Source organism: Christiangramia qingdaonensis (genome assembly GCF_048381525.1).
GTDB lineage: Bacteria > Bacteroidota > Bacteroidia > Flavobacteriales > Flavobacteriaceae > Christiangramia.
The window spans coordinates 1,346,101-1,359,268 of the sequence record NZ_JBLWIM010000012.1 but is presented as its reverse complement, the minus strand read 5'-3'; the positions used below and the strand labels follow the sequence as shown (position 1 = coordinate 1,359,268).

The following is a 13,168-nucleotide window of genomic DNA, read 5'->3' as shown; positions in this document are numbered from 1 at the left end:
ATTACTACTCTCAACGAACATACGCCTTGCTCCCAAAGCGGCTGCAAATATACACCCCAATTTTAATTACACAATGATTTTTTCAAGAAAAATATAAAATAAGTACAAGATTAATTATAAGTGGTTGAACTTCAGAATTATCAAAGTCTAAATAATTTCATAATGCATTTCCGAAGAGATAATCAACACCTATATATAGTATATAGGTAAGTATGTATTGTGCAACCAAACTCAACACCTTATCTTTGCGACTTCGTAAAACATGTATATAATGATCAAGATCACTCTGCCAGACGGAAGTATTAAAGAGTTTGAAAAAGGCACTACTCCAATGGATGTTGCCAGAAGTATAAGCGAAGGACTTGCAAGGAATGTTATTTCTGCAAAGTTCAATGATGAAACTGTGGAAACCACAACACCTTTAAATACCGATGGCGATCTTGTTCTTTTCACCTGGTCTAATGATGAAGGTAAAAAAGCATTCTGGCATTCATCTTCTCACGTAATGGCTCAGGCTATTCAGGATCTGTACCCGGGAGCCAAGCTTACTATAGGACCAGCGATTGATAGAGGATTCTACTATGATGTAGACTTCGGAGAGAATAAGATCTCAGAAAATGATTTCAAGAAGATCGAAGATCGTATGCTGGAAATTTCCCGTGGTAAACATGATTTTGCACTGCGTTCAGTTTCGAAAGCTGATGCGCTGGAATTCTACAAGAAGGAGAACAATCCTTTTAAAGTAGAGCTTATCGAAAATCTTACTGATGGTGAAATCACCTTCTGTGATCATGATACTTTCACAGATCTTTGCCGCGGTGGTCATATTCCAAATACAGGAATCATTAAAGCGGTAAAATTGATGAGTGTTGCCGGCGCATACTGGAGAGGTGATGAAACCAATCCTCAATTAACCAGAGTATATGGTATATCATTTCCGAAGCAAAAAGAATTAAAAGAATATCTGGCTCTATTGGAAGAAGCCAAGAAAAGAGATCATAGAAAATTAGGGAAGGAACTGGAGCTATTCACTTTTTCACAAAAAGTTGGACAGGGATTACCATTATGGCTTCCGAAAGGTGCAGCTCTTAGAGAGAGACTCGAGAATTTCCTAAAGAAGGCTCAGAAGAAAGCAGGCTATGAAATGGTCGTAAGTCCGCACATTGGTCATAAGGAACTCTATGTAACTTCTGGTCATTATGCTAAATACGGGGAAGATAGCTTTCAGCCAATAACGACTCCTAATGAAGGAGAGGAATTTCTACTAAAGCCTATGAACTGCCCGCATCATTGTGAAATGTATAATGCGAATTCCTGGAGTTATCGTGACCTTCCGAAGAGATTTGCGGAGTTTGGTACTGTATATAGGTATGAGCAAAGTGGAGAATTGCATGGTTTAACCAGAGTTAGAGGCTTTACTCAGGATGACGCCCATATATTCTGTATGCCGGAGCAGCTGGACGAAGAATTTAAAAAAGTAATTGACCTTACCTTATATGTATTCTCATCTTTAGGTTTTGATGACTTTACCGCGCAGGTGTCTCTAAGGGATCCTGAGAAGAAAGATAAGTATATAGGATCTGATGATGTTTGGGAAAAAGCTGAGTCGGCCATTTTAAGTGCTGCGGAAGAAAAAGGTCTTAATTATGTGATCGAAAAAGGTGAAGCAGCTTTCTACGGACCAAAACTTGACTTTATGGTCAAGGATGCGCTCGGAAGAAGCTGGCAACTTGGAACCATCCAGGTAGACTACAATCTGCCAGAGCGCTTTGACCTGACATATAAAGGAAGTGACAATGAGTCACATCGACCAGTCATGATCCACCGTGCTCCTTTTGGAAGTATGGAAAGATTTATAGCAATTCTACTGGAACATACCGGTGGTAATTTTCCACTATGGTTAATGCCGGAACAGGCTATTATTCTCTCACTCAGTGAGAAATATGAAAATTACTCACAAAAAGTTTTAAATTTACTTGAAAATCACGAAATTCGCGCTCTTGTAGACAATAGAAACGAAACCATCGGGAAGAAGATTCGGGAAGCCGAAGTAAACAAATACCCGTATATGTTGATTGTCGGCGAGCAGGAAGCCAAAGATGGTACGATTTCTGTTCGTAAGCATAGTGAAGGAGATTTGGGAACGATGAAGATCGATGATTTTGCAGATTTGATTAATACAGAAATCAGTAGTACCTTAAAGCCTTTCAAAACATAAGTTTAATTAAAATTTTAAGCCATAGCTATACGTAGAAAAAAACCGAACAGGTTCGGTCGACAAAAAGAAGAGCAGCACCGAATCAACGAGAAGATCAGAGCAGACGAAGTACGCCTGGTTGGTGATAACGTAGAGATGGATGTATATCCTGTAAAGAAAGCTCTTGCAATTGCAGAGGAACAGGGTCTTGATCTAGTAGAGATCTCTCCGAACGCAAAACCACCAGTGGTAAAAGTAATGGACTATAAAAAGTTTCTTTATGAACAAAAGAAACGTGAAAAGGCCATGAAAGCTAAAGCCAGTAAGGTAGTTGTTAAAGAAATTCGATTTGGTCCCAATACAGATGATCATGATTACGAGTTTAAGAAACGTAATGCAGAGAAATTCTTGAAAGACGGTGCAAAGCTAAAGGCTTTTGTATTTTTCAAAGGACGATCTATCGTGTTCAAGGATAAAGGAGAAATTCTTCTTCTTAGACTTGCACAGGATCTTGAGGAACTTGGAAAGGTAGAACAGATGCCAAAACTTGAAGGAAAGAGAATGACAATGTTTCTCTCTCCTACCAAGAAATCGAAATAAGAGAATAAGAGAGTTAATTATAAAAAGAGGACAGTAATGCCTAAGATGAAAACTAAATCCAGTGCCAAGAAGCGTTTCAAGCTAACAGGTACAGGTAAGATTAAAAGAAAGCACGCGTTTAAGAGTCATATCTTAACAAAGAAGTCTAAGAAACGTAAGCTAGCCTTAACTCACAGTACTTTGGTACATGATGCAGATAAGCAAAATATCAAACTTCAATTACGTTTAAAGTAAATTGAAGCTCTTGAGGTTTAATTAATTATTTAACCATGGAGTTGGGCAACACTTAGACTGGGCATAGTGCTTCAGGATAAGTTTAAGTTGAAAGTGTCGGTAAACGACCGCCTACTACAAAAAAATTTAAAATATGCCAAGATCAGTAAACTCAGTTGCCAAAAGGGCACGTAGAAAAAAAGTTTTAAAGCAAGCAAAAGGATATTTCGGACGTCGTAAAAACGTTTGGACCGTTGCTAAAAATGCGGTTGATAAAGCGATGCTTTATGCATACAGAGACCGTAAAGCTAAGAAACGTAACTTCCGTTCTTTGTGGATAATGCGTATTAACGCAGCAGCCAGACAAGAAGGATTATCTTATTCTCAATTTATGGGGAAAATCAAAACCAGTGAGATTGGATTGAACCGTAAGGTTCTTGCCGATTTGGCGATGAATCACCCAGAGGCTTTCAAAGCGATTGTAGAAAAAGTAAAATAAACAATTATACTCTCTTATAGAAAAATCCCGCAATTGCGGGATTTTTTGTTTTCCATTAATCCGAAAATGAATCTAGATATCCTCCTCTCCATAGATCGTTAGTACAAGTTTTCTCGATCCTCCGGAGTTTCTATGTTCACACAAATATATGCCCTGCCAGGTTCCCATGTTCAAACTACCATTAGTAATAGGAATTTGCAAAGAAGGCCCGGTAAGTGAAGATTTGATATGCGCAGGCATATCGTCACTTCCCTCTGTAGTATGTTTGTAATACTCCTGATTTTCCGGTACCATTTTGTCAAAATGACTACGGAAATCTTCTCTTACAGTTGGATCTGCATTCTCATTAATCGTTAATCCAGCAGAGGTATGTTTGATAAAGATCTGTAAGAATCCGAATTTGAAGTCTTCTATTTCTGAACAATGATTTAAAATTTCATCGGTAATTAAGTGGAAACCACGTTTGCGTGGTTTTAAGCGCATTTCAGTCTGATAAATTTCCATTCAATTTTGTTAAGTTTTCTGTTCCTTTTTCTTAGCTGCCGGAAATAGCACATTATTAAGAATAAGCCGGTATCCTGCCGAATTTGGATGCAACTGTAGTTCGGTTTTTGGATCCCCTACCCTGTGCTGATAATCTTCAGGATCATGTCCTCCATAAAAGGTGAAAAATCCCTTGCCTTTCACCCCATGGATGTATCTGGCTTCACCATTCAGTTTGGATTCGCCCATTATTAAAACCCCAGGTTTGATCGTTTCCGGATCGTAACTTGTTGTTTGTCCCATAAAACCTTTTACCAGTCGGGTATGATTTTGTGTAAGCATGGTAGGCACCACATCCCATTTCGCCGAATAGTCCATCAAAGTAAAATAATCACTTTCTTTTTCGATCATTTGTCGTTTCGAAGTCATATCAATATTAGAGAATTCATAAACCAACGGGCTTCTCTCCAAAATAAAATTGGTAAACGCAAAGCTGAGATCATAATTTAATTTAGATTGGTAAGCCGGTTCACTTGGATCACCATCAAACATTGCTTCTGCGATATCTACCCCATCTGCCGCCAAAGCGATATCAAAACTATCTGTGGCACTACACATGGCAAACATAAAACCGCCACCTTTTACATATTCACTTATTCTCCTGGCCACCGCAAGTTTCTCTTCTGATACTTTTTCATAACCCAGCTCTCTTGCCAGTCTTTCAGCTTGCCTCTTGTCTTCTATATACCATGGAGTAGTTTTAAAACTGCGATAAAACTTTCCATATTGTCCGGTGAAATCTTCATGATGCAGGTGAAGCCAGTCGTACAAGAGCAGGCCATCTGCCAGAACTTCTCGATCGTAGATGGTAGTATATGGTATTTCAGCATAACTAAGTGCCATAGTAACGGCATCATCCCAGGGTTTATTTCCCTGCGGACTATAAACTGCAATTTTAGGTGCCTTTTCCAGCGGAACTGATTCCATATTCTGGGAAGGACTACTTATTTCCTGTAGGATACTTTCAGCTTTTTGATCACTGATGATCTCGAAAGACACACCACGAATCTTACATTCTTTCCGAAGATCTGGATGATCTGAAACGAGGAAGGAACCTCCTCTGTAATTCAGCAGCCAGTTCACCTTGAAACTTTTCTGAAGAGAAAAATACACCATTCCGTATGCCTTCAAATGATCACTTTGTGTACTCGCATCCATCGGTATAAGAACTTTTGAGGCATTTGCAGTAGCACAGGTGAACAAGAGAAACAAAAAAAGCAAAGTAGTTTGAAGTACTTTGCTTTTTACAATATATTTTAAATGTTTGTTCTTGCTGATATTTTTCAGTTTAAGATCATTAAAATGGAACGTCGCTATCATCATCCTCACTATTCATTGAACTTCCAAATGCTTCATCTGCACTAGGATTTGGTAAATTGAAACTTCCGAAGTCATCCCCATCTCCGCTATTCATACTAGAAGGAATTTCAGAAGGGAAACTAAAGTCTTCTAAATTATCGAATTTACCGAGTTCTCCAATAAACTTTAAGCGAATATTTTCCAGACCACCATTACGGTGCTTTGCAACAATAAATTCACCCTGACCTTGCGTAGGGGTTCTTTCTTCATCATCCCACTCCTCGATCTTATAATATTCTGGACGATAAATAAAGGATACAATATCTGCATCCTGCTCGATCGCTCCAGATTCCCTAAGGTCGGATAGTAGTGGTCGTTTACTTCCACCACGTGTTTCAACCGCACGAGAAAGCTGCGAAAGGGCGATTACCGGTACATTGAGTTCTTTTGCAAGAGCTTTCAGGTTTCTGGAAATCATGGAAATCTCCTGTTCACGATTTCCACCTTTCTGCCCACCACCTGCAGTCATTAATTGCAAGTAATCTATCACGATAAGTCTTATCCCGTGCTGGGAGGCAAGTCGTCTGGCTTTTGCACGTAGATCGAAAATGGAAAGTGACGGGGTATCATCAATAAATAAAGGTGCTTTTTCAAGATCTTTCACTTTTACATTTAATTGCTCCCATTCGTGCTGCTCCAGTTTACCTGTTCTAAGTTTTTCTGAAGAAAGTCCGGTTTCAGAAGAGATCAAACGAGTGATCAACTGTACCGAAGACATCTCTAAAGAAAAGAATGCTACCGGAAAACCCTGATCTACCGCAATATTTCGCGCCATAGATAAGGTAAGCGCCGTTTTACCCATACCTGGACGGGCGGCAACGATAATTAAATCTGAAGGTTGCCATCCTGAAGTAAGATCATCGAGTTTATCGAATCCTGAAGGAACTCCACTAAGACCTTCTTTGTTGGAGATCTCCTGGATCTTCTTCTTTGCCTGGATCACCAAAGATTGCGCAGTTTCGGTGGATCGCTTAATATTCCCCTGAGTTACTTCATAAAGTTTAGATTCTGCAGAATCCAAAAGGTCAAATACGTCTGAACCTTCATCAAAGGCTTCCTCAATTATTTCGTTGGAGATCTTAATCAATGATCTCTGAATATACTTCTGTAAAATGATACGCGCGTGAAACTCTATATGCGCACTACTGGACACCTTTTGAGTAAGCTGAATAAGATAATAGTCTCCTCCAACCTTATCAAACACCTTATCTTTCTTAAGTTGGTTAGAAACGGTTAATAAGTCAATCGCTTCAGAGGCATCGAACAGTTTTTTAATGGCATCATAGATCAACTTATGGGAATTCTTGTAAAAGGCATCCGGTACCAAAATATCAATGATCTCATCGACTCCTTTTTTGTCGATCATCATTGCACCAAGCACAACCTCTTCTAAATCAACAGCTTGAGGCGGAACTTTACCTTTTTCAAGGCTTACCACATTTGTTTTTTTATAGGATATGTTCTGGGGGGAGCTTATTTTTTCCATAGATACGAAAGTAAATAAAATGTTAAGATAATCTTAAGTAGATTGCCCTGAGGTACTCAACAGGTAATGAACAATTTACCTGTTGATAACTTCGATTTTGTGTTAATAAGACAAAAAAATCCGGAATTTGACTGCCGGATTTTCTAACGATGATGTATAAATAAAGCAGTTAGCCTTTAAACACTCCCATGTCTAAATATTTATCCATTCTATTTTCTACCAGTTGGTCTGGTGATAAGTTTCTGAATTCAGAATATGCTTTGGTAATTGAAGATTTTACCGTATTAAAGATCTCTTCACGATTGCTATGAGCACCTCCTAAAGGTTCTTTCACGATCTCATCGATGAGCTTCTGCTTTTTCATATCTATAGAAGTCAGTTTCAAGGCATCTGCGGCAATTTCTTTGTATTCCCAGCTTCTCCATAGAATAGAAGAACAGCTTTCAGGAGAGATCACGGAATACCAGGTATTTTCCAGCATCAGTACCTTATCTCCAACACCTATTCCCAATGCTCCACCACTGGCACCTTCACCGATAATAACTACGATAATTGGCACCTTTAATCTTGTCATTTCAAGAATATTTCTCGCGATCGCTTCACCCTGTCCGCGCTCTTCAGCTTCCAGACCAGGATATGCGCCAGGAGTATCAACAAGACATACTACTGGAACACCAAACTTTTCAGCAGACTTCATTAAACGAAGCGCTTTTCTATACCCTTCAGGATTGGCCATCCCGAAATTACGGTACTGTCTTGTTTTGGTATTATAACCTTTCTGCTGACCAATGAACATAAAACTTTGATCATCAATCTTTCCAAGACCACCAATCATTGCTTTATCATCCTTCACATTACGATCACCGTGCAATTCAAGAAAAGTATCTCCACAAATAGCATTTATATAATCTAAGGTATAGGGTCTGTTAGGATGCCTGGAAAGTTGTACTCTCTGCCAGGGAGTAAGATTTTTATAGATTTGTTTCTTGGTTTCAGCAAGTTTCTTCTCAATTTGCTTGCAGGTTGCCGTAACATCTACATCACTTTCCTGTCCAATATTGCAGGCTTTGGCATATTGTTCCTCAAGCTCCTTGATAGGTTGTTCAAATTCTAAATACTCCATATTTCTTATGGTTATTAATTTAAATAGCTCACAAATATAACAACTTTGAAAGGATAGAAATGGCTGATAAAGTTTAAATTTTCAACAGATATGGATTAACGCTTCGCGCGAATAAGAAGCACGATGGCCAGTATCCCAAATACTATATTAGGAAACCATACAGCTATCAAGGGCGAGAACGTCGACTGCTCTGCCATAGTTCCGAAAACCTTGTCAAAAAAGATAAAAATAAAAGCCAGGCATATTCCCACTGCAAGGTTCACTCCCATTCCTCCTCTTCTCTTGAATGAAGAAACTGCAACGGCAATTATTGTTAGAATAAAAGCTGAAATAGGAATGCTCCACCGCTTATAAGCCACTACTTCATACCTGCTAATATTCCCCGAACCTCTTCTCTTTTCCTTGGAGATGAATTCCTTTAATTCAGTATAATTTAATGTTTCAGCGATATAAGATTCAGGTGTAAGTTCATCGAATTCGAATGGTAGGATCGTATCCAGGGTTCTATAGTTAAAAATGCTATCTCCTCTGGCTCCAATAATTCGCTTATCTGCCATAGTAAGCCTGTACGTACTGTCCTCTGGATTATAGCGTAAACTTGAAGCGCTGATCTTGAATTTCAACTCGTTATCCTCGAAGTGTTCCAGCGTAAAGTTACGTGCAGAATTTGAACTTGGTGAAAAGTGGTTGGCGTAGATGAACTCGTTATCATTGATCTGCCGGTAAACGTCGTTAGTTTCCCTGGTTTCCTGCCCGTGTTTTAAATACCTGTATTTAAACTCATTGAAACCTTTACTGGCCTGAGGTGCGAGATACATGGAAAGAATCAATGCACCAACACAAACTATGGTTGCACCTATCAAATAAGGCCTCAGAAATCTATAGAAGGAAACACCGCTACTTAAAAAAGCAACGATCTCGGTATTCATGGCCAGTTTCGAGGTGAACCAGATGACCGATAAGAATAGAAATATAGGAAATAAGAGGTTTGCAAAGTAGATGGTAAAGTCCAGATAGTAATAGGCAACTTCAATAAAAGGCACTTCATTATCCAGGATCTTATCGATCTTTTCAGCAAGGTTTACAGTGATACCAATTGGAATGAACAACAACAGCATCATACTGAAGGTTCCCAGATATCTTTTAAGTATATACCAATCGAGAATTTTCAAATTCCGGAATTATAATCGTTTATCCATTTGTTTTACCATCTTATCTTTCCACTGTGTGAAATCTCCGGCTAATATATGCTTTCTGGCTTCTCTCGTCAACCACAGGTAGAAACTAAGATTATGAATACTTGCAATTTGCCTGCCAAGCATTTCATTTACTGTAAATAGATGTCGAACATAGGCTTTAGAATACTCCGTATCTACAAAGCTAACACCCTCAGGATCTATTGGAGAAAAATCATCTGCCCATTTCTTGTTCTTGATATTAATGGTCCCGTGTGATGTAAATAACATACCGTTTCGTCCATTTCTTGTTGGCATCACGCAATCGAACATATCTACTCCAAGGGCAATATTTTCAAGAATATTAATTGGCGTTCCCACTCCCATTAAATAACGTGGCTTATCTTCCGGTAGTATTGCAGTAACCACTTCAGTCATAGCATACATCTCATCTGCCGGTTCTCCTACAGATAATCCCCCTATCGCATTTCCTTCAGCCCCGGCATTTGCGATATATTCCGCAGATTGCCTCCGAAGATCTTTATAGGTGCTCCCCTGTACGATCGGGAAAAGTGTTTGCTTATAATCATAAATTTCAGGTGTTTTCTCCAGGTGATTGACACATCTATCCAACCAGCGATGCGTCATATGCATAGATCTCTTTGCATAATTGTAATCACATGGATATGGAGTACATTCATCAAAAGCCATTATAATATCGGCTCCAATGCTACGCTGAATTTCCATTACATTTTCAGGAGTAAACGTATGGTATGAACCATCAATATGAGATTTGAACTTCACTCCTTCCTCTTTGATCTTTCTTCTTGCTGAAAGGGAATAAACCTGGTAACCTCCACTATCTGTAAGGATATTTCGATCCCAATTCATGAATTTATGAAGTCCACCGGCTTTCCTGAGAATCTCCGTTTGAGGTCTAAGGTACAGGTGGTAGGTATTTCCCAGTATAATATCTGGATTGATGTCTTCTTTCAATTCACGTTGATGTACACCTTTAACGGTAGCTACCGTTCCAACCGGCATAAAAATTGGTGTTTCGATCTTGCCATGATCTGTGGTAATACTTCCGGCACGTGCTTTACTACCGGCGTCGGTAGATAAAAGTTCAAATTTCATAGTTCTGTTTAATCGCTGCAAAGATACTCATTCAAAACTCAAATGGAAGACACAGTTCGCAGAGCCTGTTAGTATTTTGCTGAAAAAGTTAATAACTGGGGTATGGTTGCTTTGTCAAAGGCTTTAAATCGCTTATTTTTGCGGCAACGAAACAACACATTATAAAATGCCAAACATCAACGAATTACAAGATTTTGTCACTCAGGTTCGCCGCGATATTCTGCGACAGGTGCATAAAGTAAACTCTGGTCATCCTGGAGGTTCTTTAGGCTGCGCTGAATTTTTTACGGCTCTTTACCAGGAAGTTATGGATCACAACACCAGCTTCAACATGGATGGTAAAGGAGAAGACCTGTTCTTTCTTTCCAATGGTCATATTTCCCCGGTTTTCTACAGCGTTCTAGCCAGAAGTGGTTATTTCCCGGTAGAAGAACTCAGTACTTTTAGATTAATTGATTCAAGATTACAGGGACATCCAACAACTCATGAGGGATTGCCTGGAGTTAGAATCGCTTCAGGATCTCTGGGACAGGGAATGAGCGTTGCTCTTGGTGCTGCTCAGGCCAAGAAACTTAATAATGATGATCATATAGTTTACACTCTTCATGGTGATGGAGAGTTGCAGGAAGGTCAGAACTGGGAAGCGATCATGTACGCTGCCGGAAATAAAGTAGACAACCTTATTTCTACAGTAGATCTTAACGGTCAGCAAATCGATGGTAGTACAGAAAAAGTACTTCCGCTAGGAAACCTTGGAGCTAAATTTGAAGCATTTGGCTGGGACGTGATGGAAATTGAAGATGGAAACAATCTTCAACAGGTGATCGACGGACTTAAAGAAGCTAAAACCAGAACTGGAAAAGGAAAGCCAGTCTGTATTTTAATGAACACGGTAATGGGTAATGGTGTCGATTTCATGATGCATACGCACGCATGGCATGGGAAAGCTCCAAACGACGAGCAGTTGGAAAAAGGACTTTCTCAGAACCCTGAAACCCTTGGTGATTACTAAGCCGAATTCATTAAAATCAAAATTAAGAATATCATGAAAGAATATATAAATAAAGGAAGTAAGGATACCAGATCTGGCTTTGGAGATGGCTTGACAGAACTTGGCCAATCTAACGAGAATGTAGTTGCATTATGTGCCGATCTTACGGGATCCCTGAAAATGGACGACTTCAAAGCTAATCATCCTGAAAGATTTTTCCAGGTTGGTATTGCTGAAGCGAATATGATCGGGATGGCAGCAGGGATGACCATTGGTGGAAAAATTCCGTTTACAGGAACTTTCGCAAACTTCTCTACCGGTAGAGTTTACGACCAGATTCGACAAAGTGTTGCCTATTCTGGAAAGAATGTGAAGATCTGTGCGAGTCACGCCGGAGTTACTTTAGGAGAAGATGGTGCAACTCACCAAATCCTTGAAGATATTGGCTTGATGAAAATGCTACCTGGAATGACGGTGATCAATACCTGTGATTATAACCAGACCAAAGCTGCTACCAAGGCGATTGCAGATTACGATGGTCCTGTTTACCTGAGATTTGGCCGACCAAAGGTTGCTAATTTTACTGAAGATGATCAGGATTTCCAGATCGGGAAAGCGGTGCATCTATATGAAGGTACCGATGTTAGCATCATTGCAACTGGTCATCTAGTTTGGGAAGCCATTCAAGCGGCTGTGGAGCTGAATGAAAAGGGTATTAGTGCAGAGGTGATCAACATTCATACGATCAAACCACTTGATGAAGAAGCTGTGATCGCTTCAGCTAAGAAAACTGGATGTGTGGTTACTGCTGAAGAGCATAATTTCCTTGGCGGCCTTGGTGAAAGTGTTGCCAGAACTCTGGCTTCTCACCATCCTACACCTCAGGAATTCGTGGCGACTGAAGATTGCTTCGGGGAAAGCGGAACTCCTGCTCAGCTGATGGAAAAATATGGTTTGAATGCAGCTGCTATTGTAAAGGCTGCGGAAAAAGCTATTAAAAGAAAATAATACTTCTATAACATAGAAGTCAGCATATTAAAGCCTTCTGAAGTTTATCTTCGGAAGGCTTTTCTACTTTTACTGAAATAAACATCAAACCCAAGGCGTTATAATAGCCTGAAATAAGATAAAATTAGACCTATGAAAAAGTTAATGATGTTTGCACTAATGATCGGTGCGCTGAATATTTCTGCACAGGATGTAAGTTTTGGGATCAAAGGTGGATTAAATTATGGTGCAACCGGAGAATACGAATCTATTAGCCGTCTAACCGATGATTTTAGCGATTCATTTGAAGATGGAGAAAACAAGACCGGATTTCATGCAGGATTTTCTGGACAGTTCGAAATACTGGGAATCTTTCTGCGCCCGGAATTGGTTTATACAGAAATGAACACCGAGTATTCACAATTTGATTATAAGCTTCAGAAGATAGATGCTCCTGTACTTTTAGGAATTAATGTACTAGGACCTCTAAATATCAAAGCGGGTCCCGCATTTCAATATATTCTGAAAAATGAACTGGAAAATACCAATTTGAGTATTGGTGATGTGGAAAATGAGATTAGCGTTGGCTATCAATTAGGAGCAGGTCTGGATTTAGGCAGGCTTGGTTTCGATATTCGATATGAAGGAGCTTTTCAGGATAACCAGGCGTTGGGTGGAAATCTTGCTGCCGATAGTGGTTTCACTATAGATTCAAGACCATCACAATGGATCCTGAGTGTAGCGTATTCGCTCTAGATGAAATTTAGATTTATAGTAATAAAAAAACCCGGAAGAGATTCCGGGTTTTTGTTTTAGTTCGCTACCTGACTTATAAACTTGATTCGGTATAATCGTAAT

13 protein-coding genes are annotated in these 13,168 nt (G+C 39.4%); 7 read left to right on the top strand and 6 right to left on the bottom strand.

Annotation, left to right across the window (positions count from 1 at the left end):
- Positions 1-271 precede the first annotated feature (271 nt).
- The 4 genes from thrS to rplT all read left to right on the top strand — a co-directional run bounded on the left by thrS (position 272) and on the right by rplT (position 3,509).
- Positions 272-2,218, top strand: a complete 1,947-nt coding sequence (gene thrS / locus ACNI3T_RS11230) for a threonine--tRNA ligase (protein WP_418227862.1) — start codon at positions 272-274, stop codon at positions 2,216-2,218.
- 27 nt (positions 2,219-2,245) lie between these two features.
- A complete protein-coding gene (gene infC, locus ACNI3T_RS11225) occupies positions 2,246-2,797 on the top strand; it encodes a translation initiation factor IF-3 (RefSeq protein WP_084509743.1) in 552 nt (183 codons plus the stop codon).
- 36 nt (positions 2,798-2,833) lie between these two features.
- The gene (rpmI, locus tag ACNI3T_RS11220; RefSeq protein ID WP_141878381.1) at positions 2,834-3,031 is read left to right on the top strand and encodes a 50S ribosomal protein L35; all 198 of its coding nucleotides are present in this window, start codon (positions 2,834-2,836) and stop codon (positions 3,029-3,031) included.
- Between the two features lie 133 nt (positions 3,032-3,164).
- Positions 3,165-3,509: a 50S ribosomal protein L20 gene (rplT, locus tag ACNI3T_RS11215; RefSeq protein WP_026914511.1), complete on the top strand. Its 345-nt coding sequence runs from the start codon at positions 3,165-3,167 to the stop codon at positions 3,507-3,509.
- 72 nt (positions 3,510-3,581) lie between these two features.
- Here rplT and ACNI3T_RS11210 read toward each other — a convergent pair whose 3' ends face one another.
- The 6 genes from ACNI3T_RS11210 to tgt all read right to left on the bottom strand — a co-directional run bounded on the left by ACNI3T_RS11210 (position 3,582) and on the right by tgt (position 10,332).
- The gene (locus ACNI3T_RS11210) at positions 3,582-4,013 is read right to left on the bottom strand and encodes a secondary thiamine-phosphate synthase enzyme YjbQ (protein WP_418227861.1); all 432 of its coding nucleotides are present in this window, start codon (positions 4,011-4,013) and stop codon (positions 3,582-3,584) included.
- 9 nt (positions 4,014-4,022) lie between these two features.
- Positions 4,023-5,210, bottom strand: a complete 1,188-nt coding sequence (locus ACNI3T_RS11205; RefSeq protein ID WP_418227860.1) for an asparagine synthetase B — start codon at positions 5,208-5,210, stop codon at positions 4,023-4,025.
- A 139-nt stretch (positions 5,211-5,349) separates the two neighbouring features.
- Positions 5,350-6,897 (bottom strand): replicative DNA helicase, encoded by a 1,548-nt coding sequence (dnaB, locus tag ACNI3T_RS11200; RefSeq protein WP_418227859.1) that lies wholly within the window; start codon positions 6,895-6,897, stop codon positions 5,350-5,352.
- A gap of 169 nt (positions 6,898-7,066) precedes the next feature.
- Entirely contained in the window at positions 7,067-8,020 is a 954-nt protein-coding gene (locus tag ACNI3T_RS11195; RefSeq protein ID WP_418227858.1) for an acetyl-CoA carboxylase carboxyltransferase subunit alpha, read from the bottom strand.
- A 95-nt stretch (positions 8,021-8,115) separates the two neighbouring features.
- Positions 8,116-9,192 (bottom strand): LptF/LptG family permease, encoded by a 1,077-nt coding sequence (locus ACNI3T_RS11190; RefSeq protein WP_418227857.1) that lies wholly within the window; start codon positions 9,190-9,192, stop codon positions 8,116-8,118.
- Between the two features lie 9 nt (positions 9,193-9,201).
- Positions 9,202-10,332, bottom strand: a complete 1,131-nt coding sequence (gene tgt / locus ACNI3T_RS11185) for a tRNA guanosine(34) transglycosylase Tgt (protein WP_418227856.1) — start codon at positions 10,330-10,332, stop codon at positions 9,202-9,204.
- Positions 10,333-10,498: 166 nt separating this feature from the next.
- Here tgt and ACNI3T_RS11180 point away from each other — a divergent pair, with 166 nt between their 5' ends.
- The 3 genes from ACNI3T_RS11180 (at position 10,499) to ACNI3T_RS11170 (ending at position 13,066) form a co-directional block, all read left to right on the top strand.
- Entirely contained in the window at positions 10,499-11,344 is an 846-nt protein-coding gene (locus ACNI3T_RS11180; RefSeq protein WP_418227855.1) for a transketolase, read from the top strand.
- A 33-nt stretch (positions 11,345-11,377) separates the two neighbouring features.
- Positions 11,378-12,331, top strand: coding sequence for a transketolase family protein (locus ACNI3T_RS11175; RefSeq protein ID WP_418227854.1), 954 nt, complete (start codon positions 11,378-11,380; stop codon positions 12,329-12,331).
- 132 nt (positions 12,332-12,463) lie between these two features.
- Positions 12,464-13,066, top strand: coding sequence for an outer membrane beta-barrel protein (locus ACNI3T_RS11170; RefSeq protein ID WP_418227853.1), 603 nt, complete (start codon positions 12,464-12,466; stop codon positions 13,064-13,066).
- The last annotated feature ends 102 nt before the right edge of the window (positions 13,067-13,168 follow it).